Source organism: Labrys wisconsinensis (genome assembly GCF_030814995.1).
GTDB classification, from domain to species: domain Bacteria; phylum Pseudomonadota; class Alphaproteobacteria; order Rhizobiales; family Labraceae; genus Labrys; species Labrys wisconsinensis.
On the sequence record NZ_JAUSVX010000008.1, the window covers coordinates 194,556 to 219,113 of the forward strand.

Here is a 24,558-nt window from a genome sequence, read left to right on the forward strand (position 1 = left end):
ACTGCGAAGTTATAAGAATTCCAAGCTGGAATTCATCCAATATACTGGGGTATGCAAAACTATTGTGATGTGCCGCGGCCTCTACCGTGCGCCGGGCTCCGTGCCCATGCGGATCATCATGTCGAAGGCGCCGGGACTGACCGGCGTGATGAACAGGCCGAGGCGGGCGAAGGCCTGCGCCAGCGCGGTCAGGGCGACGACGGCCCCCTCGGCCTCGGCGCCGCGCAGGAGATGGGCGGCGGCGGTGGCGAGCTGCGGCCGGGCATCGCGCTGGGCGGCGTCGGCCATGGCCAGGATCAGGCATTCGTCGCGGCACAGCGCCCGGCAGGCCGCCGGCCGCCAGGCGACCTCGTCGACGGCGGACTGGCGCAGGGTGCGGACGAAATGGTGGAAGGCGCCGAACAGCGGCTTGGCGTTCTCCACCGGCATCTCGCGGCACAGCGCCTCCCAGGCGATGTCCCAGCAGGCGACGTCCCCGGTGGCATAGCCGGCCATCCAGCAGCGGTAGACCGTGAAGAACAGATTCTCGGCCGCAGCGTCGACGTGATAGCCGATCGGGCGGGCGGGATGGGCGTCGTGAAGGCTCTTCTGGTGATAGGTCATGGGGCGATCCTGCAATCCGCGAGGGTCAAGGCCTCGGCATCTGGGATGGGACGACCAGACCATGATTCAGGGCGCCATTCAACAAATTATCGTTTCATATCAATAGTTTATAATAGTTCTCATGTGCCCCTGTCCTGGGGTTCGCCGATCATCTCCTCAGAAACCGCCTCCATCAGGGTGCTCTCGAGATCCCGGGCCAGGCGCTTCCCGGAGCGGGCGATATGGCAGATCTGCGGAAAGGCAGGCAGGCCGCCCTCGATCTCCATCAGGCCCGGCCCCAGATGGCGCCGGCCTATCACGGCCACGCCCAAGCCGTGGCGCGCGCCGGCGATCACGCCGTCGCAACTCGGGCATTCCAGGACAATGTCCAGGCTCCGCCCGGCCGCCCTCAGCGCATCCTGCGCGGCACGCCGGTAGAAACAGTTCACGTCGAACGAGACGAACGGAATGCTCGTTCCCAGCGTGAGCGGGTGGTCGGTCGATTGCACCCAGATCAGATCTTCTCTCCACAACTCCAGATCACCCGGCCGCTTGTCGTGAACGAAGACCTGCATCATCGCCAGATCGACCTCTCCCGTCCTGAGCCATTGCTCCAGGACCAGGCTCTGCGCCACGCGAATGCCGAGCGAAACGCGCGGGTGCAACCGTCGAAACCGGCCCAGCACCGTGGCCAGCCATTCGCAGGCGGCATCCTCGGTGGCGCCCAGCCGGACCTCGCCGGCAAGCTCCGACGACCGGAAATGCGCCGCCGCCTCATCATGCAGGGCGATCAGGCGCTCGGCATAGGACAGGAGGCTGCGTCCGTCGGAGGTCGGGACGAAGCCGTGGCTGCCCTTCAGGAGAATGGGGCGGCCGATGCGCTCCTCCAGCCGCGTCAGCTTATGGCTGACCGCGGACTGCGTCAGGTTCAGCTTGTGGGCGGCACGCGTGACGCCGCCAAGCTCCAGGACCATCAGAAACGCCCGCAGGGAGTCGATATCGAGACGCATCCGGCTGCTCATGACAAAATTCGATGGCCTAAATGATAACATATCATTTTTGTCATTTCGACAAGTCAACTAGCCTTCGCTCATGTTCTCAAGCCGGCTGGGCATTCGATGACTCTCAACGACTACAAGATCCTCACCTTCGACGTCGTCGGCACCCTGATCGATTTCGAGACCGGCATCCTCGACTATGTGCGCCCGGTCGCGGAGCGGGCGGGCTTGCAGCTCGACGACGAGGCGATCCTCCTGAGCTATGGCAAGGCCGAGGAGGTGGAGCATCGTCGCACGCCCGGCTTGCCGTTCCCGCAGATGATGGCGCCCGCCTACCTCACCATGGCAGCGGAGCTCGGACTGCCGGCCGATGACGAGGTCGTCGAAGGGTTTCGCCTGTCGATTCCGGCTTGGCCAGCCTTTCCCGACACGGTCGGCGCGCTGAAGCGGCTGCGGAAGCGCTTTCGCCTTGTGGCCATGACGAACTCCGACAACTGGGCGCTCGGCCATTTCGCCCGCACCATGGAGCAGCCGTTCGACGACACGGTCACCGCCGAGGATGTCGGGACGTGCAAGCCCGATCCTCAATTCTTCGCCTATGCGCGAGGCCGCCAAAGCCCGCTGGGCTACACGCTGGCGACCTGTCTCCACGTCGCCCAGAGCCAGTATCATGATATCGGCGTCGCCCATCGGCTCGGCTACAGCACCTGCTGGATCCAGCGGCGCAAGGGGAAGCAGGGCTTCGGTGCCTCGCCCGCACCCGCGGCGGTGACCGAGCCGGATTACCATTATGCCAGCCTGGTCGAGCTCGCCGACGCGGTGGAGCGCGAGGGGTGAGCCCGGCGAGTCGCGAAGGCCGGGATGCCGGAGCAAGGAGCTCCGTCATCTCCAGGCTTCAAGACAGTCGAGGTGCGCAATGGCAGGCCATGCCGGCGCCGATTGCTCTCAAGGCGATGTCAATTCTCTTCAAGAATGTTGCTCATGCACCATGTGACAGTTTGTTTTTCCTCTGAAGCGGGTCGATATGACTGCCATTGTTTCACGAGATACGGTTGGGGTCTCGATCCGATCCGCTTCCAAGCATTATGGACTCTTCAGGGCGCTTGACGATGTCAGCCTCGAGGTCAAGCCAGGCGAGTTCGTCTCGATCCTCGGTCCCTCCGGTTCGGGCAAGACCACGCTGCTCGGCATCCTCGGCGGCTTCGTCCAGCCGACCTCGGGCTCGATTGTCCTCGGCGAGCGGGACGTCACCCTCGCGCCGCCGCACAAGCGCGACATCGGCATCGTCTTCCAGACCTATGCGTTGTTCCCGCACATGAACGTCGCGGACAACGTGACGTTTGCCTTGCGCGCGCGCCGTATGCCGAAAGCCGAATGGCCGGCGCGGCTCAAGGCGGCGCTGGACCTGGTCGAGCTCGGCGGCTTCGGCGAGCGCAAGATCCACGAATTGTCCGGCGGCCAGCGCCAGCGTGTCGCCCTCGCCCGGGCGATGATCTTCGAGCCGCGCCTCATCCTGATGGACGAGCCCCTGTCGGCCCTCGACAAGCAGCTGCGCGAGACCATGCAGATCGAGCTCAAGCATCTTCACCGCAAGCTCGCCGCCACGATGATCTATGTGACGCACGACCAGCGCGAAGCGCTGACCATGAGCGATCGCATCGCCATCATGAACAAGGGCCGGCTGGTCCAGGTCGACACGCCGGAACGCCTTCACGACAACCCGGTCGATTCCTTCGTCGCCGGCTTCATCGGGGAGGCGACGCTGCTGCCCGTCCGCCGCGTCGACGACCATTCCGTCGATCTCGACGGCGTGCGCCTCGTCTCCTCGCGCGCCATCCCGAACCATCCCGACCTGGTCCTGGCGGTGCATTCGGAGAAGCTCACCCTTGCGCCCGACACCGGCACGCCCAACCGACTCGTCGGCGTCGTGACCGAGGCCCTCTACCAGGGCGAGAGCATCCGCATCTTCCTCGACCTCGACGGGGGCGCGCGGCTGAGCCTGCGGGTGCCGAGCAACCACCAGGGGCGATCGCAGCTCAAGGCGCCGGGCGAGCGCATCGCGGCCACCATCCACCCGGACGACACCATCGTGGTGCCCCAGGCGCCCTGACCCGACGTTCCAGTCATTCCCCCAGAGGGCGAGAACCATGCAGCTCACCGATTTCAAAGTCATGACGTTCGACGTGGTCGGCACGCTGATCGACTTCGAGACGGGGGTCCTGGGCGCGGTGCGCGCGCTCGGCGGCCCCAAGGCGGCCGCCTCCGGCGACGACGAGATCTTCGAGCCCTACAAGCGGGGCCGCGACCACTTCCACGGCCGCTCCTCCTTCGCCATGAAGGACGTCTATCTCTCGCTCGCCGAGGCATGCGGCTTCAGGAGCGACGAGGCGACCGCCGAGGCGTTCCAGCTCGCGGTGCTCCGCTGGCCGGCCTTCGCCGATTCCGTCGAGGCGCTGCGCCGGCTGCGGAAGACCTTCCGCCTCGTCGCCATGACCAATGCGGACCGCACCGCCTTCTCCGCCTATGCGGCGACGCTGGACGATCCGTTCCACGACAGCGTCACCTGCGACGAGACCGGCTGCGCCAAGCCGGATGCCCGGTTCTTCGCCTTCAACCGGGGACGCCAGTCGGCCTTCGGCTTCCGGCAGTCCGAGATCCTGCATGTCGCCCAGAGCCAGTACCACGACATCGGGGTGGCCAAGGCCGAAGGCTACGCGACGTGCTGGGTCGAGCGCCGTCAGGGCCTGAAGGGCTTCGGCGGCACGCCGGAACCCACGGTCCTGACCAGGCCGGATTTCCACGTCTCCTCGCTGAAGCAACTCGCCGACGCCGTCGACGCGGAGCTCGCCCGAGCCGGTGCGGCCGCCTGATCGCCGGGACGAGGAACAGCCATGGCTTCCCAGACATCCGCGGCCGACGTCGACTCCCTCTGGCAGGCGACGTCCGTTGCCAGGCCCGCATTCGCAAGCCTCACGGGCGACCGGGCCTTCGACGTCGCCGTCATCGGCGGCGGCTATACAGGCCTGTCCACGGCGCGATATCTCGCCAAGGCCGGCCTCGCGCCGGTGGTGCTCGAGGCCAATCGCATCGGCTGGGGCGCGAGCGGGCGCAATGGCGGCGTGGTGTCGGACAAATTCCGCGTCGGCTTCAGGGCCATCGCCGCGCGGCATGGGCTCGATACCGCCCGGCGCATGCACGATCTCGGCCTGGAGGCCGTCGAGCATGTCGGCCAGCTCGTCGAGGACTTCGATATCAAGGGCGCGGATTACCGGCCCTCGGGCTCGCTGCTCTGCGCGCATAACGGCCACACGCTCGCGGGGCTCGAAAGCGAGGCGGCCTGGCTGCGCGGGACGTTCGGTGACGCTGCGGTGTCCATGCTCCGCGCCGAGGAGGTGGCCGCGGAGACCGGCTCGCGCGGGTTCACCGGCGGCATGCTCAACCCCCATGGCGGCGTGATCCACCCGCTGAACTACGTGCTCGGGCTCGCGGCCGGCCTGAAGGCGGCCGGCATCGCCATCCACGAGAACACGCCGGTCACCGGCTTGCGGCGAGAGGCGACGGGCATCGTCGCGGAGACGCCGGCCGGACGGATCTCGGCGCGCCAGCTCGTCATCGCCACCAATTCCTATTCCGACCTGACGCCGGCGACGGCGCCGGTGCGCCGATCGATCATCCCGTTCCGCTCGGCGATGATCGCCACCGAGCCGCTGGCGGGCACCCCGGGCGCCGGCCTGCTCGCCAGCGGGCGCAGCTATACCGAGACGAGGCGCATGATGCGCTGGTTCCGCAAGTCGGGCGATCGGCTGCTCTACGGGGGGCGCGGCGCCTTCGGCAAGACCGACACGAGGGCGGCTTTCGCTGCGCTCGAGACGGCGATGGTGCGCCAGTTTCCCGAGCTGGCGGCGGTGAAGGTGACCCATCGCTGGTCGGGCCTGGTTGCCGTGACGCTGGACAGCCTGCCCCATCTCGGACGCCTCGACGACCGGGTCGTCTATTCCGTCGGCTATAACGGCACCGGCGTGGCGCTCTCCTCCGCGATCGGCCGCCACGTCGCCGCGCTGGTCGCCGGCGGGAGCCCGGATCTCGGCCTGCTGACGCGGCTGCCGCTCCATCCCATCCCTTTCTACGGGCTGCGCGAGCCCGCGGTCCGGCTCGTCGCGGGCTGGTACCAGTTCCTCGACGCCATCGGGCGATGAGCCGCCGCGCTCGTCGTCCCACGCCAACAAGCGGCCAACCAGAATGACCAGAGGAGAACGAAAATGCGCGTGACACTCTCGATCCCGGCGATGGCGGCGGCCCTGCTCCTGTCGGCCGCGGCCGCTTCGGCCGAACAGATCACCTTCGTTTCCCAGGGCGGGGCCTATCAGGAGGCTCAGACCAAGGCCATCCTGGATCCGGCGGCCAAGCTGCTCGGCATCACCGTCAACCAGGACAGCGCCCCCGATGCCTGGCCGGTGCTGAAGACCCAGACCGCGACCGGCAAGCCCGTCTGGGACGTCATCGACACACCGACGGAGGACTGCATCCGCGGCGGCGAGCAGGGCATGATCGAGAAGCTCGACTTCTCCAGGATTCCCCATGCCGGGAGCATACCCGCCGAATACAAGACGCCCTATTCCGTCCCCTACGAGTTCTATTCGTCGGTTCTCGCCTTCAACAAGAAGACGTTCGGCGAGAACGGGCCGAAGAGCTGGGCCGATTTCTGGGACGTCAAGAAATTCCCGGGCACGCGGGCGCTGCGCAACCATCCGCTCGCCACGCTGGAAGCCGCGCTGCTGGCCGATGGCGTGCCGGCCGACAAGCTCTACCCGCTGGACGTCGACCGCGCCTTCAGGAAGCTGGAGGAGCTCAAGCCCAGCATCAGCGTCTGGTGGACGTCCGGCGCGCAATCCGCCCAGCTTCTGGCCGATGGCGAGATCGACATGGAGATGGCCTGGAACGGCCGCGTCACCGCGGTCATGAAGGAGGGCGCGCCGGTCGGCTACACCTTCAACCAGGGCTTCCTGCAGAAGACGTCGCTGTGCATCCTCAAGGGCGCCCCCAATCTCGAAACCTCGTACAAGTTCCTCGACGCGGCGATCTCACCCGACATCCAGGCGAACTTCCCGGCCTATATCGACTACGGCCCGGGCAACCCCGCCGCCTACGAGACCGGCAAGATTTCGCCGGAGCGGGCGGCCGAGATGCCGAGCTCCCCGGAGAACGCCGCCAAGCAGGTCCTGGTCTCGGTGATCTGGTGGAGCTCGCCGGCCGGCGAGGACGCGCTGAAGCGCTGGGCCGCCTTCATCCAGAAGTAGGCGGCGGCCGATGGGGAGGTCTTCATGCTGACGTCGTCGGTCAACCCGTCGCTCGTGCATGAACGGCGCGAGCGACGCCTGATCCTGCTTCTGCTGGCGCCCGCGCTCGCGGTCGTCGGCTGCCTGCTGGTCGTGCCGCTGTGCTGGCTCGCCTGGCAGTCGGTGCGGCAGGACGGCGGATTCACCCTGGCGCACTACGCCCGGTTCTTCACCGACGACGTCTACTGGATGACCTTCCTGCAGACCTTCCGCATCGCCTTCATCGTGACGGCCGCGACCATCCTCCTGGGCTACCCCGTCGCCTATGTGGCGACGGGCGCCTCACGGGGCTGGAGCCTCCTGATCCTGGCGATGGTGGTCCTGCCGTTCTGGACCAGCGTTCTCGTCCGTGCCTATGCCTGGCTGATCCTGCTGCAGCGGCGCGGCCTCGTGAACACGATGCTGACCGATGCCGGCCTGATCGACGCCCCCCTCGGCCTCGTCAACAACGAGTTCGGGACGATCCTGGCGACCGTCCACATTCTGCTGCCCTTCATGGTGCTGCCGCTCTACGCCACCATGCGGCGCATCCCGCGCGAGCTGATGGTGGCGGGGGCCAGCCTCGGCGGCACGCCGCTGCATGTCTTCCTGCGCGTGTTCCTGCCGCTGTCGCTGCCCGGCATGGTCGCGGGCATGGTGCTGGTCTTCGTGCTGACGCTCGGCTTCTACATCACGCCGGAGCTGCTCGGCGGCGGGCGGGCCTTCATGGTGTCCATGCTGGTCTCGCGCAACATCGAACTCTACAACGAATGGGGCGCGGCCTCCTCGATCAGCGTGGTCCTGCTCGCCTGCGTGTTCGTCATCTTCCGTGTCGCGAGCCTGGTCATCCCGTTCGAGCGGATCATGGGAGCGCGCTGATCATGACGGTCTCGACGGTCCTCCTGCGCGCGTTCGTCGGCCTGATCCTGCTGTGGCTGATGATCCCCATCGTCATCATCGTGCCGATGTCCTTTTCCGGCGCGCGCTTCCTGGCGTTCCCGCCGCCGTCATGGTCGCTGCGCTGGTACGACTCGTATCTTTCCAGCGCGGCCTGGATGCAGGCGACCCGCGTCAGCCTCACCGTGGCGGTGTCGAGCGCCGTCATCGCCACGGTGATGGGGACCGCCGCCGCCTATGCCCTCAACCTCGGCAATTCACGCCTGGTGCGCAGCCTGCGGGTCCTGCTGATGCTGCCGCTGGTGGTTCCCATCGTGATCACGGCCGTGGGGGTCTTCCTCGTCTATGCCAAGGTCGGCCTGCTCGCCACGATGGCCGGGCTGATCCTCGCCAACGTCATGCTCGGCCTGCCCTATGTCATCACCTCGGTGCTGGTGGGCCTCAGGAAATTCGACCCGGCGCAGGAGATGGTTTCGCGCAGCCTCGGCATGAACCGGCTGCGGACCTTCTTCATCGTCACGCTGCCGCAGATCCGTCCGAGCGTGGTCACCGGCCTGCTGTTCGCCTTCATATCGGCGCTCGATGAGACCGTGGTGTCGCTGTTCATCTCCGGCGGCCAGTACCAGACGCTGACCAAGCGGATGTTCACCGCGCTGCGCGACGAAATCGACCCGACGATCGCGGCGATCAGCACGCTGCTCACCGCCGTGTCGTTCCTCGTGGTCATGCTCGTCTCGCTCAATGCGCGCGGCGCGGCCAGGTCCGATGCGTCCTCATGACGAGAGGGGGCACGCCGGCATCATCGTGCCGAGATCATGGCCGCCGATCCTATCGAGGCCTTCATTCCTTCCCCAACAGCACCGGACCGGTCTCATGAGCAACCTCGTCGCATTCGACCTCGCCAATCCCGGCACGCCGGACCTCGGCAAGGCCACACCGGATCGCCTGATCGCGGGTGATCCCTCCTTCCGCACCTGGGAGGTCGCGGCGGCCGGGCACGGCAGCATCCGCACCGGCATCTGGGAGGCGACGCCCGGCGTCACCCGCTCGATCAAGGGCGAGACCTGGGAGTTCTGCACCATCCTGTCGGGCGTGGTCCTGCTGACGGAGGAGGGCGGCGACACCCGCCGCTTCACGGCCGGCGACACCTTCGTGATGCGCCCCGGCTTCGTCGGAACCTGGGAGACCGTCGAGACCGTGCGCAAGCTCTGGGTCACGGTTTCCTGACGAGCATCCCGGCGGCCCTGCGCGACTTCGCGCACCGCGGCGAAAGGAGGTCTTCCATGACGGCAACCGCAGCAACAGGGCTCGGCCTCGACGATCCGACCCTGCTCGTCGAGGCCGCCCTGATCGGCGGGCGCTGGTCTCAGGCCGACGACGGCGCCGCATTGGCGGTCGAGGATCCTGCCACCGGCAGGGTGATCGGCACGGTGCCGGCGTGCGGCGGCGCCGAGACGCGGCGTGCGGTCGCGGCGGCCGAGGCGGCCTTCGCCACCTGGCGCCGCGTGCCGGCCACCGAGCGGGCGCGGCTGCTGGAGCGATGGCACGATCTCATTCTCGCCAATGTCGCCGATCTCGCTCGCATCATGACGGCCGAGCAAGGCAAGCCGCTCGCGGAAGCCGAGGGCGAGGTTCGCTATGGCGCGTCCTTCGTGAAATGGTTCGCGGAAGAAGCGCGGCGGATCTACGGCCGCACCATTCCCGCGCCCGGCGCCGATCGCCGCATCCTGGTGCTCGAGGAGCCCGTCGGCGTCACCGCGGCGATCACGCCCTGGAATTTCCCGATCGCCATGATCACCCGCAAATGCGCGCCGGCCCTGGCCGCGGGCTGCACCATGGTGATCAAGCCCTCCGAGCTCACGCCCTTCTCGGCGCTCGCCCTGGCCCGGCTCGCCGAGCGCGCGGGCCTTGCGCCCGGCGTGATCTCGGTCGTCACCGGCCCGCCGTCCGCCATCGGCGACGAGCTCACCGCCAACCCGGCGGTTCGCAAGATCTCCTTCACCGGCTCGACCCGGGTCGGCGCCCATCTCATGCGCGCCTCGGCGGGAACCCTGAAGAAGCTCAGCCTGGAGCTCGGCGGCAATGCACCCTTCATCGTCTTCGACGACGCCGATCTCGACCTCGCGGTCGAGGGGGCCATGGCCTCGAAGTTCCGCAATGCCGGGCAGACCTGCGTATGCGCCAACCGCATTCTGGTGCAGGCCGGCATCCATGACGCCTTCGTGGCCCGGCTCGGCGGCAAGGTGGCCGGCCAGATCGTCGGCTCCGGCACGACGCCCGGCGTCTCCATCGGTCCCCTGATCAATGCCGCGGCGATCGCCAAGGTCCGGGCCCATGTCGGGGACGCGCTGGCAAAGGGCGCGCGCGTGACGGCGCAGGCGCAGGCCGGGCTCGACGATGCGCGCTTCGTCGCGCCCGTCCTCCTCACCGGCGCCACCACCGACATGCTCCTCGCCCATGAGGAGACGTTCGGTCCCGTCGCGCCGGTCTTCCGCTTCGAGACCGAGGCGGAGGCCATCGCCATTGCCAACGGCACGCCCTTCGGCCTCGCCGCCTATTTCTACACCGAGGACCTGCATCGCGCCTGGCGCGTCGGCGAGGCGCTCGAATTCGGCATGGTCGGCCTCAACACCGGTTCCGTCTCGATGGAGGTCGCCCCCTTCGGCGGGGTGAAGCAGTCCGGCCTCGGCCGCGAGGGCGGCTATCTCGGGATCGCCGAATATCTCGAGCCCAAGGCCTTCCACATGGGAGGGCTGAAGCTCGCGCCGACGGGCTGACGCAGCGTTACCGTTGTGCCATGATCGCCGGCCTCTTCCGGAGTCCCGGCGATGTTGCGCCTCGTGCTGGCCCTGATCCTCTTCGCCGCGCTGGGAGGCGCCGCCCGGGCCGAGCGGCGCGTGGCCCTGGTCATCGGCAACGCCGCCTATACCGACGTGCCGGCGCTTCGCAACAGCCGCAACGATGCCGAGGACGTGGCGCGCGCCCTGGCGCAGCTCGGCTTCGACGTCACCAGCGGGCTCGACCTCGACGGCGCGGCGTTCACCCGCACGGTTGCCGCCTTCTCGCGCAAGCTGGACGGTGCTGACGTGGCGCTGTTCTACTATTCCGGCCACGGCGTGCAGGTGAACGACCAGAACTACCTGATCCCGGTCGATGCGCATGTGGAGGACGAGTTCGGCCTGAAGCGCGAGGGGGTCGCGCTTGCCGACATCCTCGGCGAGATGGAGGGGCGGGCGAAGCTCAACCTGGTGTTTCTCGACGCCTGCCGCGACAATCCGCTCGCCGAGCGGCTGCGGCGCCAGGCGCTGGCCGCCAACCGGTCCGGCGCCATCGGCCGAGGCCTGGCGCGGATCGACGTGGCCGCGCAGGACATGCTGCTGGTCTACGCGACCGGGCCGGGCAAGGTGGCGTCGGACGGCACGGGCCGCAACAGCCCGTTCACGACAGCTTTCCTGCAGCACGTGGCCGAGCCCGGCGTCGAGATCGAGAGCCTGATGAAGCGGGTCACCGCCGGCGTGCGGCTCGCCACCGGCGGCACGCAGGAGCCGGAGCGGCTGTCGCGGCTGTCGGCCGAGTTCTACTTCGCCAAGGCGGAGCCGGCCGCGCCGGCGATGGCGCCCGCCGTCCCGGCGCCGGCGGCCGCCGAGGAGGCCGCCAAGGCGTTCGAGGCGGCCAAGGCCATCGGCACGGTTGCGGCGTTCGACGCCTTCCTGAAATCTTTCCCCACCGGCGTCTATGCCGACCTGGCGCGGGTGATGAAGGCGGATCTCGCCAAGGCGCCCGCCGCCAGGGTCGGCGCGGTCGAGAGCGTCCCGCCGCAGGCGACGCAGCCCGCCAAGCCGGCCCTGGCGGTGCCCGACGCCGCGCCGGTGATCCGCCGCCCGCCGCTGAAGCGGCCGCCCCGCCTCGTCCAGGAGCGCCCGGTGCGGCTGCAGCCGGCGCCGCCGCGACACAGGGTGCAGCAGGCGCCGCGCTCCGGCGGCACCAACTGCTTCCGCTTCAATGGGGCGCTGACCTGCAACTGAAGCGCAGACGGGCTTACTCCACCGTCACGACATAGTCGTAGCGCACCGGCGCGGATTTCGGCGTCCGCATGTTCACCGAGAAGCCGTCGGTGCCACGATAGCCACGGGCCGGCTTGTAGTAGAGCTCAAGCACCTTGGTCGGCTTGCCGCGGCAGGCGCCGGCATTGCCGATCTGCGCGTCACCGATGCGGCCCATGGCCGTGCGTGGCGCCAGCGTGCCGTGCGCCGGCTTGACGACGATGTCGACATTGACGGACAGGAAGGAGCAGTCGTCGTTCCAGCCGGTATAGTGGTCGACCTTGCTTGCGCGTCCGGCCGGCACGGTCTTGGAGATGGTCCCGGCCGTGGCGGACAGGGCCGTGCAGAGGCAGAGCGCGGCGGCGAGCGCCGGCAGCCCGGACCGGATGGCGTTGATCATCGTGAAGCCTCGAGTGTTTCCCAAAGGGAACTATTCCGGTCGCCGCGACCGGAATCAAGGGGCTTGCACGTCCTGCCGCGTGGTCCAGGCCAGGGCACCCTTCGCCGCCGCCACGCCGGTGGCGAAGCAGGCCTGCAGGAGATAGCCGCCGGTCGGCGCCTCCCAGTCCAGCATCTCGCCGGCGACGAAGACACCGGGCACGGCCCGCAGCATCAGGGCCTCGTCGACGGCGGCGAAGGCGACGCCGCCGGCGGTGGAGATGGCGCGCTCCAGGCCGCGCACGCCGGTGACGGCGAGGGGCGCGGCCTTGACCAGGCGCGCGAGGGCTTCGGGCGCCTCGGGCGGGCGGTTGCCGCTCGCCTCGCGCAGCAGGCCGATGGCGACGGGAGACAGGGCCAGCGCCTTGCGCAGGACGCTGGCGAGCGACTGGCCGCGCCGGGGCAGGGCGAGCCGCCGCGCGATCTCGGCTTGGGGGAGGTCCGGCTTGAGGTCGACGGCGAGCACGGCCGTGCCGTCGCGCGCCAGGGCCTCGCGCAGCGCTGCGGACAGGGCGTAGACGGCACCGCCCTCGAGCCCATGCGCGGTGAGCACGGCCTCGCCGCGCACCGTGCGTCCCGCGAAGGCGAGGGCGATGCGCTTCAGGGGCTCGCCGGCGAAGCGCTCGCGCATGACGGGCGACCAGGCGATCTCGACGCCTGAATTGGCCGGCCGCAGCGGCGCGAGCGGGACGCCCCGCGCCGCGAGCAGGCCGGTCCAGCCGCCGTCGGCGCCGAGGCGCGGCCAGGAGGCGCCGCCGAGCGCGAGGATCGTCGCCTTCGGTTCCACGGTCACGGCTCCGCCGGGCGTGTCGAAGGCGAGGGCGCCGGTGTCGGTCCAGCCCGCCCAGCGATGGCGGGGACGGCTGACCACGCCGAGCCGGTCGAGCCGGGCCAGCCAGGCGCGCAGCAGCGGCGAAGCCTTGAAGCTTCTGGGGAAGACCCGGCCGCTCGAGCCGACGAACGTCTCTTCGCCGAGCCCATGGGCCCAGTCGCGCAGGGCCGCGGGCGGGAAGGCGCGCAGCATCGGCGCCAGCGTGTCGGCTGCGGCGCCATAGCGGGCGATGAACCGGTCGAAGTCCTCGCTATGCGTCAGGTTGAGGCCGCCGCGCCCGGCCATCAGGAATTTGCGTGCTGGCGAGGGCATGCGGTCATAGACCGCGATCGCGCGGCCGGCCTCGGCCAGCGCCTCGGCCGCCATCAGCCCGGCCGGGCCGCCGCCGACCACGGCGATCTCGGGGGATGGGGCGCTCACGCCGCGGCCCGCTGCGCCGCCACTGCGGCTGCAAGATGCGTCAGCGCCTGGCGCAGGGCCGCGGCGAGCTCCGGATCGGCGGCGATGCCGGCGGCATCGAGGCCGCGGCCGCTGACGAACACGGTGATCGAGGCGGCGGCGACGAGGTCGGCCGACATCACGGTGAGGATCTCGGCGAGCTGGGGATGGGCGAACAGCGAACGCGGCGAGGGATTGATCAGCGCCACCGGCTTGCCGACGAGCTCGCCGCTGCCGACCAGCCAGTCGAGCGCGTTCTTGAGGGCGCCCGGCACGCCATGGGCATATTCGGGGCTCGAGATCAGCACGCCGTCGGCCGCCCGCAGCGCGTCGCGGAACGCGAGGACGGCGGGAAGCTCCGCCGCGTCGTCGAGATCCGGATTGAAGGCGGGCAGCCCGGCGAGGCCGTAATGCAAGGCGATGTCGACGCCGTCGGGCGCCAGCAATGCCATCGCCTCCAGCACGGCGGTGTTGGACGAGGCCCGCCGAAGGCTGCCCGAGATCGCGAGAATGCGCATCGATCGTTCCATCGGCCGTGACAAGGCGAGTCGGTTCAGTACGATAGGGCCTGATGGCCTTTTCCTTCCGGCAGATCCAGTATTTCGTCGCGGTCGCCGAGCACGGCGCGGTTTCTCGTGCCGCGCACGGGCTCTCGATCTCGCAATCGACCGTCACCGAGGCGATCCAGGAGCTGGAGGGCGATCTCGGCTTCGCGCTGTTCGAGCGGCGGGCGAGCGGGGTCGAGCTGACGCTGAAGGGCCACCAGTTCCTGCGCCACGCCCGCAAGATCCTCTCCGACATCGCCGATGCCCGCCGGGCGCTGAAGGACGAGGCGGCGCCGGTCGACGGGCGGCTGGCGCTGGGGGTGACGCCGCTGGTGGCCAGCTACGTGCTCTCCGACCTCCTGGCCCGGTTCCGCCGCGCCTTCCCGGGCGTGACGGTCGAGATCGTCGAGGACGGGCGCGAGTATCTGGAGCACCTCCTGGTCGGCGGCGAGCTCGACGTCGCCGTCGTCGTGGCGGGGGTGGAGAAGAACGGGCCGGCCTTCCATGCCGAGACGGTCGATGCCTCGCGCTACCGGCTCTGGCTGCCGATCGGCCATCCCCTGGCGGAGCGGCCGAGCATCGCCGTGGCGGAGCTGGCGCGGGAACCCTTCGTGCTGCTGGCGCTCGACGAGATCGCCGAGGCGGCGGAGGAGGCCTGGCGGCGCGCCCGGGTGCGCCCGCCGGTGGCGATCCGCACCCGCTCGGTCGAGGCGGCGCGCAGCCTGGTGGCGACCGGAGCGGGCGTCGCCATCCTGCCGGACCTCGCCTACCGCCCCTGGTCGCTGGAGGGCGACAAGATCGAGGCGCGGGATCTGGCCGAGGATCTGCCGCCGGTCGAGGTCGCCATCGTCTGGCGGCGGGGCTCGCCGCTCAGCCGGGTCGCCGGCCAGTTCGTGGCGGTGGCGCAGACCTGGCGCGGTGGCAGGGGGCGATAGGATCGCTCAGCTATCGGAATTCCCGATATCCTTCATCTCTCGAATGGTGTGGCGCGCCGCGCCGAAGACGAGTCATGGTTGCGCCTGGGAAGGCCGCCCGCCGAAGAGGCGGCCGCGACATTCGTCCGCATCCAGTCGTCATCGAGGGGAGAGACCATCATGCGATCACATCGAGGCATAGCCGTCCGCCTGGCGCACGGCACCATGACGGCGCTGCTCGGCACCGCCCTGGCGGCCGGGCCGGCCGTGGCGGAGGTCAAGGAGGTTGGCCCGGGCGAGGGGCAGGTCGATATCGTCGCCTGGCCCGGCTATATCGAGCGCGGCGAGACCGACAAGGCCTATGACTGGGTCACCGGCTTCGAGAAGGAGACCGGCTGCAAGGTCAACGTCAAGACCGCCGGCACCTCCGACGAGATGGTGGCGCTGATGAACGAGGGCGGCTTCGACCTCGTCACCGCCTCGGGCGACGCCAGCCTGCGCCTGGTCGCCGGCAAGCGGGTGCAGGAGATCAACACCAGCCTGGTTCCGAGCTGGAGCACCGTCGACGAACGCCTGCAGAACGCGCCCTGGCACACGGTCGGCGGCAAGCATTACGGCGTGCCCTACCAGTGGGGCCCGAACGTGCTGATGTACAACACCAACACGTTCAAGGAAGCGCCCAAGAGCTGGAGCGTGGTGTTCGAGGAGCAGACCCTGGCGGACGGCAAGTCGAACAAGGGGCGGATCCAGGCCTATGACGGGGCGATCTACATCGCCGATGCCGCGCTCTACCTGATGAGCAAGAAGCCCGAGCTCGGCATCAAGGATCCCTACGAGCTGAACGAGGATCAGTACAAGGCGGCGCTCGACCTCCTGCGCCAGCAGCACGGCCTGATCCAGCGCTACTGGCACGATGCCACCGTGCAGACCGACGACTTCAAGAACGAGGGCGTGATCGCCTCCGGCTCCTGGCCCTATCAGGTCAACCTGCTGCAGGCCGACAAGAAGCCGATCGGCTCGACCATCCCCGCCGAGGGGGCCACCGGCTGGGCCGACACCACGATGATGCATTCGGAGGCCGCCCATCCGAACTGCGCCTACAAATGGCTGGAGCATTCGCTGCAGCCCAAGCTGCAGGGCGATCTCGCCGCCTGGTTCGGCTCCAACCCGGCCGTGCCGGCCGCCTGCAAGGGCAACGCGCTCCTGACCGACGAGGGCTGCAAGACCAACGGCTTCGAGAATTTCGACAAGATCCGGTTCTGGAAGACGCCGGTGAGCAAGTGCGCCAGCCAAGGCACCTGCGTGCCCTATTACCGCTGGGTCACCGACTACATCGCCGTGATCGGCGGCCGGTGAGGGGAGGGGACGTTCCTCTCCCGCCCGCCGATCCGCCGCGGGAAGCGAGTGCGGTCGCTTTCCCTGGCACAAACCTCGGCCGTCATGGGCGGACTTGATCCGTCCATCCACGCGACCACAGGCTCATGTCGAGTTCGCGTGGATGGACGGGACAAGCCCGTCCATGACGGCGGTGGCTGAGGCTCGATCCTACGATTCCAATCGTCTTCGTTTCCCGAGGAGTCCGGCCCGGCCGGATGGGGAAACCACCGGAACCGTCTCCATGTCCTCTCCCCAGCCTGCCGTGTCCTTTCGCGGCGTCGCGCGGCATTTCGGTCCGGTGAAGGCCGTGGACGGCGTCGATCTCGACATCGCGCCCGGCGAGTTCTTCGCCATGCTCGGACCCTCCGGCTCCGGCAAGACCACGTGCCTGCGCCTGATCGCCGGCTTCGAGCAGCCGACCGCCGGGCATATCGAGATCTTCGGCGAGGCGGTGGAGGGCATGCCGGCCTATCGCCGGCCGGTGAACACCGTGTTCCAGGACTATGCGCTGTTCCCGCACATGAGCGTGCTGCAGAACGTGTGCTACGGCCTGATGGTGCGCGGGGTGGCGCGGGCCGAGCGCGAGACGCGCGGCCGCGAGGCGCTCGCCCTGGTCAAGCTCACGGGCATGGAGGGGCGCAAGCCCAGCCAGCTTTCCGGCGGCCAGCGCCAGCGCGTGGCGCTCGCCCGCGCCCTGGTGGTGCGGCCCAAGGTGCTGCTGCTCGACGAGCCGCTCGGGGCGCTCGACCTCAAGCTGCGCGAGGAGATGCAGGGCGAGCTCAAGACGCTGCAGCGCTCGCTCGGCCTCTCCTTCGTCTTCGTCACCCACGACCAGGGCGAGGCTCTGTCCATGGCCGATCGGGTGGCGGTGTTCAACGAGGGCCGCATCGTCCAGGTCGCCAGCCCCCAGGACATCTACGAGCGGCCGCGCACCCGCTTCGTCGCCGATTTCGTCGGCGGCTCGAACGTGATCGAGCCGGCCGTGGCACGCGAATGGACGGGCCGGGCCGGCCCGGCCAGCCTGCGGCCGGAGAAGATCGCCCTGCTGGAACCGGCGGCCATCGCCCCGGCGGACCGCATCGTCGTCGAGGGCCGGGTGACGCAGACGCTCTACCAGGGCGCGGTGAAGCGGGTCGAGCTGACGACGGCGCAAGGCCGCCTGGTCGCCGCCGTGCCGGCGGCCGGCAGCGCCGCCCACGAGCCGGGCGCGCCGGTGCGCGCCGTCTTCGCCCGTGCCGCGCTGCACGCGATGGAGGAGGGGTGATGACCATGTCCGCCACCCCCGTCGCCGCGCCGCCGGACGGCCTGTTGCGCCGCCTCTCCGACGTGCTGGTCGTCCGGCGCGGCTTCTACCTCATGCTGCTCCTGGTGCCGCCGCTGCTCTGGCTCGGCGTCGTCTATCTCGGCTCGCTCTTCGCCCTGCTGGCGCAGAGCTTCTTCTCCATCGACGAGTTCTCCGGCACCATCGTCGAGGAGCCGACGCTCAAGACCTATGGCGAGCTCCTGCAGCCGGCCAATCTCGACATCATCGTCCGCACCGTGCTGCTCTCCACCGTGGTGACGCTGCTGGCGATCCTCATCGCCTTCCCCATCGCCTATTACGCCGCGCGCTACGCCCGCGGCCGGGTGAAGGCGCTGTTCTACGTGGCGGTGATGATGCCGCTGTGGTCGAGCTATCTCGTCAAGGTCTATGCCTGGAAGCTGCTGCTGGCCAAGGAGGGCGCGGTCGGCTGGGTGATGAACGCCGCCGGCGCCGCCTCGCTGCTCGACGGCTGGCTGTCGCTGCCGCTGGTCGGCGGCCCGTCGCTCTCGGTGAGCTATACCGGCATGGTGCTGGTGTTCCTGTACCTGTGGACCCCGTTCATGGTGCTGCCGATCCAGGCGGCGCTGGAGCGGGTGCCGGGCTCGCTGATCGAGGCGGCCGGCGACCTCGGCGCCGATCCCGGCCAGACCTTCCGCACCGTGGTGCTGCCGCTCGCCCTGCCGGGCGTGGTCGCCGGCTCGATCTTCACGTTCTCGCTGACGCTCGGCGACTACATCGTGCCGCAGATCGTCGGGCCGTCCTCGCTGATCCTCGGCCAGGTCGTCTACACCCAGCAGGGCAATGCCGGAAACATCCCGCTGGCCGCCGCTTTCTCGGTGGTGCCGGTGCTGATCATGGGCCTGTTCCTCACCGTGGCCAAGCGCATGGGGGCCTTCGATGCGCTGTGAGGGAACAAGCAGGCGCGAAGTCGGCGCCACGCCAAGCCTTCTCCACGCAGTGGGGAAGGTGGCCCGACGAAGTCGGGTCGGATGGGGTGTGGCGGGCAGGGGGGAGACGGCGTTCGGCTGGCATGAGGATCGTGCAAGCTTGTTGAACGACGCAGTCTCGCGGACCACACCCCATCCGTCGCCACTTCGTGGCGCCACCTTCCCCAGCTTCGTGGGGAAGGCTTCGGTCGCGCCTCCTCCTGCGACGTGCCGCCCATGACCGACGCCCGCTCGCCCCTCGCCCTGAAGATCGTCGCCGGCCTCGGCCTCCTGTTCCTGCACCTGCCGCTCGCCTTCATCATCCTCTACGCCTTCACCACGGAGGATCGCAGCTACGCCTTCCCGCCGCCGGGGCTGACGGCAAAATGGTTCGCCGTCGCCTGGGAACGGCCGGACGTGTGGGAGGCGCTGGCGCTCTCGGTGAAGGTCGCGGCGCTGTCGACCGCCATGGCGCTGGTGCTCGGCACGCTCGCCGCCGCGGCGCTGGCGCGCACGAAGTTCTTCGGGCGCGAGGCGGTGTCGCTGCTCCTGATCCTGCCGATCGCGTTGCCCGGCATCATCACCGGCATCGCGCTCAGGGCGGCCTTCAGCCTCGCCGACATCCCCTATTCCTTCTGGACCATCGTGCTCGGCCACGCCACCTTCTGCATCGTCGTGGTCTACAACAATGCGGTGGCCCGCTTCCGCCGCCTGTCCCCCTCGCTGGTCGAGGCCTCGATGGACCTCGGCGCCGACGGGTTCCAGACCTTCCGGCACGTGATCCTGCCCTCGATCGGCACGGCGCTGCTCGCCGGCGGCATGCTGGCCTTCGCGCTGTCCTTCGACGAGGTGATCGTCACCACCTTCACCGCCGGCCAGCAGCGCACCCTGCCGATCTGGATGCTGGGCGAATTGCTCAGGCCGCGCCAGCGCCCGGTCACCAACGTCGTCGCCGTCGTCGTCATCGCCGTCACCGCCCTGCCGATCCTCGCCGCCTATTACCTCACGCGCGAGGGCGAGGCGGTGGCCGGCGGCGGGAAATGATCCAAGGAGGAAAAGCCATGCTGGACACATCCATGCTCATCGGCTCCGGCTTCGCCGCCGGCACCGAGACGCCGGAGACGGTGCTCAACCCCAAGACCGAGGCGACCATCGTCGACCTGCCGGAGGCCTCGGTCGAACAGGTGGATGCGGCGGTCTCCGCCGCCGACAGGGCGTTCCCGGCCTGGTCGCGCACCACGCCGGCCGAGCGCTCGGCGCTGCTGCTCAAGCTCGCCGACGCCATCGAAAGGGATGCCGAGGCCTTCGCCACGCTCGAGGCGCTCAATTGCGGCAAACCGCGCATCCGGGTGCTGCAGGACGAGATCCCCGGCGTGGTCGACTGCTTCCGCTTCTTCGCCGGGGCGGTGCGCAACATGCACGGTACCGTGGCGGGCGAATATCTCGCCGGCCACACCTCGATGATCCGGCGCGACCCGATCGGCGTCGTCGCCTCGATCGCGCCGTGGAACTATCCGCTGATGATGGCGGCCTGGAAGCTCGGCCCGGCGCTGGCCGGCGGCAACACCGTGGTGATCAAGCCCTCCGAGCAGACGCCGCTGACCCTGCTCAAGCTCGCCAGGGCGATCGCCGACATCTTCCCCGAAGGCGTGGTCAACGTCGTGGTCGGGCGCGGCGAGACGGTCGGCAATGCGCTGATCCATCATCCCAAGGTCGCCATGGTGTCGCTGACCGGCGACGTCGCCACCGGCAAGAAGGTGCTGCAGGCCGCCAGCAAGACGGTCAAGCGCACCCATCTGGAGCTCGGCGGCAAGGCGCCGGTGATCGTGTTCGACGATGCCGACCTCGAGGCGGTGGTCGAGGGCGTCAAGGTGTTCGGCTATTACAATGCCGGGCAGGACTGCACGGCCGCCTGCCGGATCTATGCCGGGGCTGGGATCTACGACAACCTGGTGGCGGACCTCTCCTCGGCGGTGCAGGGGCTGAAATTCAACCAGGCCAACGACGACGAGAACGATATCGGGCCGCTGATCTCGGCGCGCCAGCGTTCGCGCGTCGCCTCCTTCGTCGAGCGGGCCGCCGAGCAGAAGCATATCGCCATCGCCACCGGCGGGCACGAGGGGGCCGGCAAGGGCTTCTTCTACGAGCCGACCGTGGTGGCCGGGGCGCTGCAGTCCGACGAGATCGTGCGCCGCGAGGTGTTCGGGCCGGTCGTGTCGGTGACGCGCTTCGAGGCGGTCGACGACGCCGTCGCCTGGGCCAACGACAGCGACTACGGCCTCGCCTCCTCGGTGTGGACCCGCGACGTCGCCAAGGGCATGGCGACGGCGGCGCGGCTGCAGTACGGCTGCACCTGGGTCAACACGCATTTCATGCTGGTGAGCGAGATGCCGCATGGCGGCCTCAAGTCCTCGGGCTACGGCAAGGACCTCTCGATGTATGCGCTTGAGGACTATACCGTGGTGCGACACGTCATGGTGAAGATCGCCTGAGGCGGCGCCTCCGGGGTCCCGATCGCCCGAAAGAGCGTTCCCGGGGGTGCAGCGCCGGCCCGCCCGGGACGGCATGTTCGCCCGGCCAGCCCTGCCGCATCCCGCGCATGGTCGCGCGCGGGGTGCGGCAGGGCTTGTTCGTTCGGGATAAAGCGCGTCATGATGCTTCGCCAAGAGCCACCAGAAACGAGCGGGGAGCGCATGACCGGCGACGGCGCGACGGACGGGGAGATAGGGCGGGACAGGCCGTGGACCGCCCATTATCCCCCCGACGCCCTGACCGAGCTCGCCGCCACGCCCTATCGCCTGCTCGGCGACATCGCCCGCGACCGGGCGCGGCAGACGCCCTGGCGCATCGCGGTGACCTGCGTGATGCCGAACGGCATGGCGGGCTCGCTCAGCTTCGCCGCCGTCGACCGGCTGTCGGACGCCTTCGCCGCCTATCTGCGCGAGGACCTCAAGCTTCCCGCCGGCGAGCGCGTGGCGATCCAGATCCCCAACGGCCTGGCCTATCCCGTCGTCGCCTTCGGCGTGTTCAAGGCCGGCTGCATCCTGGTCAACGTCAACCCGCTCTACACCAGCGGCGAGATGGCCAAGATCTTCGCCGATGCCGAGCCGGCGGTGCTGGTGGTCATCGACATGTTCGCCGACAAGGTGGCGGCGGCGCTGGCCGAGAGGCCAGCGGTGCTGGCCGAGGGGCCGCGGCCTCAGGTGGTGCTGACCTCGGCGGCCGAGTTGTTCCCGGCCTGGCCGCGGACCGTGATCGGGCTGGTGCAGACCTATGTGCGCCGGCAGATCCCGCCGGCCCGCTTCGCCCATGTCCGCCTCGCCGCCGCGCTGCGGGCGGGCCGGCGCCACATGCTGCGCCGCGACAGGTCCGCCGCCTATGCCGAGGGGATCGAGCCCAACGCCGTCGCCTGCCTGCAATATACCGGCGGCACCACCGGGGTCAGCAAGGGGGCCATGCTGACCCATCGCAACCTGGTGATGAACGCGGCGCAGACCACCGCTTTCGCGGGGGCGCACATCTCCAGCGAGGAGACCATCCTCACCGCGCTGCCGCTCTACCACATCTTCGCCTTCACCGTGAACTTCCTCGCCTTCTACATGCGCTCCGGGCGCAGCGTGCTGATCCCCAATCCACGGCCGCTGACCAATCTGCGCAAGGCGCTGGAGGGGCAGGGCATCACCTTCATCACCGGGGTCAACACCCTGTTCAACGGCCTGCTCAACGAGGACTGGTTCCGCGAGGCGCCGCCGCCGACGCTGCGCCTGTCGGTCGCCGGCGGCATGGCGCTGCAGGCGGCGGTGGCGCAGCGCTGGGCGGAGGTGACGCGGCGGCCGATCATCGAGGGCTACGGCCTGACCGAGACCTCGCCGGTGCTGACCTTCAATCCGTTCGGGGCCGGGCGCATCGGCACGATCGGCGTGCCGATCCCGCTGACCGAGCTCAAATGCGTCGACGACGCCTTCAATGAAGTGCCGCGCGGCGAGCCCGGCGAACTGGCGGCCCGCGGCCCGCAGGTGATGGCGGGCTACTGGCGCCGGCGCGACGAGACCGCGCTCGTCATGCGCGGCGACTGGCTCCTCACCGGCGACATCGCCATCGAGGACGAGGCCGGCTTCTTCCGGCTCGTCGACCGGCGCAAGGACATGATCCTGGTCTCCGGCTTCAACGTCTATCCCAACGAGATCGAGGACGTGCTGGCCAAGCTCCCCGGCGTCAAGGAGGCGGCGGTGGTCGGCGTGCCGGACGGGGCCGCCGGCGAAGCGCCGAAGGCCTTCGTGGTGCGCAGCGATCCGGCCCTGACAGCCGAGGCGGTGCGCGCCCACTGCAAGCAGCACCTCACCGGCTACAAGGTGCCGAAGCACGTCGAATTCCGCGACGAGCTGCCGAAGTCCAACGTCGGCAAGATCCTGCGCCGGGAGCTGCGCGCCGATCCCTCTTCGCAGGTGGCGGCGATTCCTTAAGAGCATGGCCGGCTACCGGTCGGCACGGGCAGCGAAGGGCGCGCGGCCGGGCGGCGCACGGCCCGGCGGCGGCCGACATCGGAGGCCGGCCGAAGCCGCTCGCTCCTCGCTCGAAACCGTAGCCGGCAACGCATCTTTGGGTCGCAAATCGCGATTGCGGAACCGACATCCCAGTGTCACAAATGTGTCGTTGGCCGTTGCTACGCGCTTTTCGTAACTTCTGTTCCGAAAAAGCGCCCGAAGAATCATTCACGGCCGCGGGGAGATAAGAATGAACGTACAGCTGAGGAAGAGCCTTGCCGCGACGGTGTCGTCGGCCATGCTGCTCGCTGCCGTCACGCCGGCTTTCGCCGAGCCGTCGGCCGAGCTGGTCGCCGCCGCCAAGAAGGAAGGCCAGCTCACCACCATCGCGCTCCCGCACGACTGGTGCGGCTACGGCGCGCTGATCGACGGCTTCAAGGCCAAGTACGGCCTGACCGTCAACGAGCTCAACCCCGATGCCGGCTCGGGCGACGAGCTCGAGGCGATCAAGGCCAACAAGGGCAATACCGGCCCGCAGGCCCCCGACGTCATCGATGTCGGCCTCTCCTTCGGCCCGACCGCCAAGGACGCCGGCCTGCTCCAGGCCTACAAGGTCTCGACCTGGGACACGATCCCCGACAGCGCCAAGGACAAGGACGGCTTCTGGTACGGTGACTATTACGGCGTGCTCGCCTTCGAGGTGAACACCGACATCGTCAAGACCGTGCCGAAGGATTGGGCCGATCTTCTCTCCGACGAATATGCCAACACCCTGGCGCTCGCCGGCGATCCGCGCACGTCCAACCAGGCGATCCAGGCGGTCTACGCCGCCGGCCTCTCCGCCGCCAAGGGCGATGCCGCCAAGGCCGGGGCCGAGGGCCTGAAGTTCTTCGGCGAGCTCAACAAGAAGGGCAATTTCGTGCCCGTGATCGGCAAGGCGGCCTCGGTGGCGCAGGGCGCGACCCCGATCGTCGTGCGCTGGGACTACAACGCCCTCGCCGACCGCGACACGCTGAAGGGCAATCCGAAGGTCGAGGTCGTGGTGCCCGCCAGCGGCGTCGTCGCCGGCGTCTATGTCCAGGCGATCAGCGCCTATGCGCCGCATCCCAACGCCGCCAAGCTCTGGATGGAGTATCTCTACTCCGACGAGGGCCAGATCGGCTGGCTGAAGGGCTATTGCCACCCGATCCGCTTCAACGATCTCGCCGCCAACAAGAAGATCCCGCAGGATCTGCTCGACAAGCTGCCGCCGGCCGAGGCCTACACCAAGGCCGTGTTCCCGACCCTCGACGAGCAGAACGCCGCCAAGGCCGAGATCACCAAGAACTGGGACAGCGTCGTCGGCGCCAACGTCAAGTGAGATCGCGGCGGCCCGGATCGTCCGGGCCGCACTCCCCGAGCCTGATGCCCGCCGGGGCGGACCCACGCGTCCGCTCCGGTGGCTCCGTAGGCGTCGGGCTCCTGGA

The 24,558-nt window shown here is 69.1% G+C and carries 23 protein-coding genes; 18 read left to right on the top strand and 5 right to left on the bottom strand.

Going from position 1 to position 24,558, the window contains the following annotated elements; genetic code table 11:
* Positions 1-81 precede the first annotated feature (81 nt).
* Together QO011_RS21320 and QO011_RS21325 are read right to left on the bottom strand one after the other, a co-directional pair.
* Entirely contained in the window at positions 82-603 is a 522-nt protein-coding gene (locus QO011_RS21320) for a hypothetical protein (protein WP_307276090.1), read from the bottom strand.
* Positions 604-722: 119 nt separating this feature from the next.
* Entirely contained in the window at positions 723-1,592 is an 870-nt protein-coding gene (locus tag QO011_RS21325; RefSeq protein WP_307276092.1) for a LysR family transcriptional regulator, read from the bottom strand.
* A 108-nt stretch (positions 1,593-1,700) separates the two neighbouring features.
* Here QO011_RS21325 and QO011_RS21330 point away from each other — a divergent pair, with 108 nt between their 5' ends.
* The 10 genes from QO011_RS21330 (at position 1,701) to QO011_RS21375 (ending at position 11,817) form a co-directional block, all read left to right on the top strand.
* Positions 1,701-2,417 carry an HAD-IA family hydrolase gene (locus QO011_RS21330; RefSeq protein ID WP_307276095.1) on the top strand — a complete coding sequence of 239 codons (717 nt, stop codon included), beginning with the start codon at positions 1,701-1,703 and terminating at the stop codon, positions 2,415-2,417.
* A 187-nt stretch (positions 2,418-2,604) separates the two neighbouring features.
* Positions 2,605-3,690 (top strand): ABC transporter ATP-binding protein, encoded by a 1,086-nt coding sequence (locus tag QO011_RS21335; RefSeq protein ID WP_307276097.1) that lies wholly within the window; start codon positions 2,605-2,607, stop codon positions 3,688-3,690.
* Positions 3,691-3,727: 37 nt separating this feature from the next.
* Positions 3,728-4,450 carry an HAD-IA family hydrolase gene (locus tag QO011_RS21340; protein ID WP_307276099.1) on the top strand — a complete coding sequence of 241 codons (723 nt, stop codon included), beginning with the start codon at positions 3,728-3,730 and terminating at the stop codon, positions 4,448-4,450.
* A 21-nt stretch (positions 4,451-4,471) separates the two neighbouring features.
* On the top strand, positions 4,472-5,776 hold the full coding sequence (locus QO011_RS21345; RefSeq protein ID WP_307276102.1) for an NAD(P)/FAD-dependent oxidoreductase: 1,305 nt from the start codon (positions 4,472-4,474) through the stop codon (positions 5,774-5,776).
* A 63-nt stretch (positions 5,777-5,839) separates the two neighbouring features.
* Positions 5,840-6,877, top strand: a complete 1,038-nt coding sequence (locus QO011_RS21350) for an ABC transporter substrate-binding protein (protein WP_307276104.1) — start codon at positions 5,840-5,842, stop codon at positions 6,875-6,877.
* Between the two features lie 24 nt (positions 6,878-6,901).
* A complete protein-coding gene (locus QO011_RS21355; RefSeq protein WP_307276107.1) occupies positions 6,902-7,774 on the top strand; it encodes an ABC transporter permease in 873 nt (290 codons plus the stop codon).
* 2 nt (positions 7,775-7,776) lie between these two features.
* A complete protein-coding gene (locus QO011_RS21360; RefSeq protein WP_307276110.1) occupies positions 7,777-8,571 on the top strand; it encodes an ABC transporter permease in 795 nt (264 codons plus the stop codon).
* 94 nt (positions 8,572-8,665) lie between these two features.
* On the top strand, positions 8,666-9,019 hold the full coding sequence (locus QO011_RS21365) for a cupin domain-containing protein (RefSeq protein ID WP_307276111.1): 354 nt from the start codon (positions 8,666-8,668) through the stop codon (positions 9,017-9,019).
* A gap of 56 nt (positions 9,020-9,075) precedes the next feature.
* The gene (locus QO011_RS21370; RefSeq protein ID WP_307276114.1) at positions 9,076-10,569 is read left to right on the top strand and encodes an NAD-dependent succinate-semialdehyde dehydrogenase; all 1,494 of its coding nucleotides are present in this window, start codon (positions 9,076-9,078) and stop codon (positions 10,567-10,569) included.
* A gap of 51 nt (positions 10,570-10,620) precedes the next feature.
* Entirely contained in the window at positions 10,621-11,817 is a 1,197-nt protein-coding gene (locus tag QO011_RS21375) for a caspase family protein (protein WP_307276116.1), read from the top strand.
* 13 nt (positions 11,818-11,830) lie between these two features.
* Here QO011_RS21375 and QO011_RS21380 read toward each other — a convergent pair whose 3' ends face one another.
* From QO011_RS21380 to QO011_RS21390, 3 genes are read right to left on the bottom strand one after another with little or no spacing between them, the layout of a single operon-like run.
* On the bottom strand, positions 11,831-12,235 hold the full coding sequence (locus tag QO011_RS21380; protein ID WP_307276119.1) for a hypothetical protein: 405 nt from the start codon (positions 12,233-12,235) through the stop codon (positions 11,831-11,833).
* Between the two features lie 54 nt (positions 12,236-12,289).
* On the bottom strand, positions 12,290-13,525 hold the full coding sequence (locus QO011_RS21385; protein WP_370881989.1) for a TIGR03862 family flavoprotein: 1,236 nt from the start codon (positions 13,523-13,525) through the stop codon (positions 12,290-12,292).
* Entirely contained in the window at positions 13,522-14,061 is a 540-nt protein-coding gene (locus tag QO011_RS21390) for an NADPH-dependent FMN reductase (RefSeq protein WP_307276122.1), read from the bottom strand. The genes QO011_RS21385 and QO011_RS21390 overlap by 4 nt, the downstream gene beginning before the upstream one ends.
* 53 nt (positions 14,062-14,114) lie before the next feature.
* On the opposite strand from QO011_RS21390, the gene QO011_RS21395 reads away from it, so the two are divergent.
* From QO011_RS21395 to QO011_RS21430, 8 genes are all read left to right on the top strand, one after another.
* Positions 14,115-15,023: a LysR family transcriptional regulator gene (locus tag QO011_RS21395; protein WP_307276124.1), complete on the top strand. Its 909-nt coding sequence runs from the start codon at positions 14,115-14,117 to the stop codon at positions 15,021-15,023.
* Between the two features lie 204 nt (positions 15,024-15,227).
* Positions 15,228-16,358 (top strand): ABC transporter substrate-binding protein, encoded by a 1,131-nt coding sequence (locus QO011_RS21400; protein WP_307276493.1) that lies wholly within the window; start codon positions 15,228-15,230, stop codon positions 16,356-16,358.
* Positions 16,359-16,620: 262 nt separating this feature from the next.
* Positions 16,621-17,643 carry an ABC transporter ATP-binding protein gene (locus QO011_RS21405; protein WP_307276127.1) on the top strand — a complete coding sequence of 341 codons (1,023 nt, stop codon included), beginning with the start codon at positions 16,621-16,623 and terminating at the stop codon, positions 17,641-17,643.
* Positions 17,643-18,590 (top strand): ABC transporter permease, encoded by a 948-nt coding sequence (locus QO011_RS21410; RefSeq protein ID WP_307276130.1) that lies wholly within the window; start codon positions 17,643-17,645, stop codon positions 18,588-18,590. The genes QO011_RS21405 and QO011_RS21410 overlap by 1 nt, the downstream gene beginning before the upstream one ends.
* 255 nt (positions 18,591-18,845) lie before the next feature.
* A complete protein-coding gene (locus QO011_RS21415) occupies positions 18,846-19,652 on the top strand; it encodes an ABC transporter permease (protein ID WP_307276132.1) in 807 nt (268 codons plus the stop codon).
* Between the two features lie 20 nt (positions 19,653-19,672).
* On the top strand, positions 19,673-21,100 hold the full coding sequence (locus tag QO011_RS21420) for a gamma-aminobutyraldehyde dehydrogenase (protein ID WP_307276495.1): 1,428 nt from the start codon (positions 19,673-19,675) through the stop codon (positions 21,098-21,100).
* A 201-nt stretch (positions 21,101-21,301) separates the two neighbouring features.
* Positions 21,302-23,071 (top strand): AMP-binding protein, encoded by a 1,770-nt coding sequence (locus QO011_RS21425; RefSeq protein WP_307276134.1) that lies wholly within the window; start codon positions 21,302-21,304, stop codon positions 23,069-23,071.
* A gap of 319 nt (positions 23,072-23,390) precedes the next feature.
* Positions 23,391-24,452, top strand: coding sequence for an ABC transporter substrate-binding protein (locus QO011_RS21430; RefSeq protein WP_370881994.1), 1,062 nt, complete (start codon positions 23,391-23,393; stop codon positions 24,450-24,452).
* The last annotated feature ends 106 nt before the right edge of the window (positions 24,453-24,558 follow it).

Bases quoted from the DNA above. Each gene is read 5' to 3' on its own strand.
- QO011_RS21380 (WP_307276119.1), bottom strand. From the start codon at position 12,235: ATGATCAACGCCATCCGGTCCGGGCTGCCGGCGCTCGCCGCCGCGCTC.
- QO011_RS21390 (WP_307276122.1), bottom strand. From the start codon at position 14,061: ATGCGCATTCTCGCGATCTCGGGCAGCCTTCGGCGGGCCTCGTCCAAC.
- QO011_RS21370 (WP_307276114.1), top strand. From the start codon at position 9,076: ATGACGGCAACCGCAGCAACAGGGCTCGGCCTCGACGATCCGACCCTG.
- QO011_RS21320 (WP_307276090.1), bottom strand. From the start codon at position 603: ATGACCTATCACCAGAAGAGCCTTCACGACGCCCATCCCGCCCGCCCG.
- QO011_RS21330 (WP_307276095.1), top strand. From the start codon at position 1,701: ATGACTCTCAACGACTACAAGATCCTCACCTTCGACGTCGTCGGCACC.
- QO011_RS21355 (WP_307276107.1), top strand. From the start codon at position 6,902: ATGCTGACGTCGTCGGTCAACCCGTCGCTCGTGCATGAACGGCGCGAG.
- QO011_RS21345 (WP_307276102.1), top strand. From the start codon at position 4,472: ATGGCTTCCCAGACATCCGCGGCCGACGTCGACTCCCTCTGGCAGGCG.
- QO011_RS21325 (WP_307276092.1), bottom strand. From the start codon at position 1,592: ATGCGTCTCGATATCGACTCCCTGCGGGCGTTTCTGATGGTCCTGGAG.
- QO011_RS21395 (WP_307276124.1), top strand. From the start codon at position 14,115: ATGGCCTTTTCCTTCCGGCAGATCCAGTATTTCGTCGCGGTCGCCGAG.
- QO011_RS21360 (WP_307276110.1), top strand. From the start codon at position 7,777: ATGACGGTCTCGACGGTCCTCCTGCGCGCGTTCGTCGGCCTGATCCTG.
- QO011_RS21340 (WP_307276099.1), top strand. From the start codon at position 3,728: ATGCAGCTCACCGATTTCAAAGTCATGACGTTCGACGTGGTCGGCACG.
- QO011_RS21410 (WP_307276130.1), top strand. From the start codon at position 17,643: ATGACCATGTCCGCCACCCCCGTCGCCGCGCCGCCGGACGGCCTGTTG.
- QO011_RS21425 (WP_307276134.1), top strand. From the start codon at position 21,302: ATGACCGGCGACGGCGCGACGGACGGGGAGATAGGGCGGGACAGGCCG.
- QO011_RS21335 (WP_307276097.1), top strand. From the start codon at position 2,605: ATGACTGCCATTGTTTCACGAGATACGGTTGGGGTCTCGATCCGATCC.
- QO011_RS21400 (WP_307276493.1), top strand. From the start codon at position 15,228: ATGACGGCGCTGCTCGGCACCGCCCTGGCGGCCGGGCCGGCCGTGGCG.
- QO011_RS21350 (WP_307276104.1), top strand. From the start codon at position 5,840: ATGCGCGTGACACTCTCGATCCCGGCGATGGCGGCGGCCCTGCTCCTG.
- QO011_RS21405 (WP_307276127.1), top strand. From the start codon at position 16,621: ATGTCCTCTCCCCAGCCTGCCGTGTCCTTTCGCGGCGTCGCGCGGCAT.
- QO011_RS21415 (WP_307276132.1), top strand. From the start codon at position 18,846: ATGACCGACGCCCGCTCGCCCCTCGCCCTGAAGATCGTCGCCGGCCTC.
- QO011_RS21430 (WP_370881994.1), top strand. From the start codon at position 23,391: ATGCTGCTCGCTGCCGTCACGCCGGCTTTCGCCGAGCCGTCGGCCGAG.
- QO011_RS21375 (WP_307276116.1), top strand. From the start codon at position 10,621: ATGTTGCGCCTCGTGCTGGCCCTGATCCTCTTCGCCGCGCTGGGAGGC.
- QO011_RS21365 (WP_307276111.1), top strand. From the start codon at position 8,666: ATGAGCAACCTCGTCGCATTCGACCTCGCCAATCCCGGCACGCCGGAC.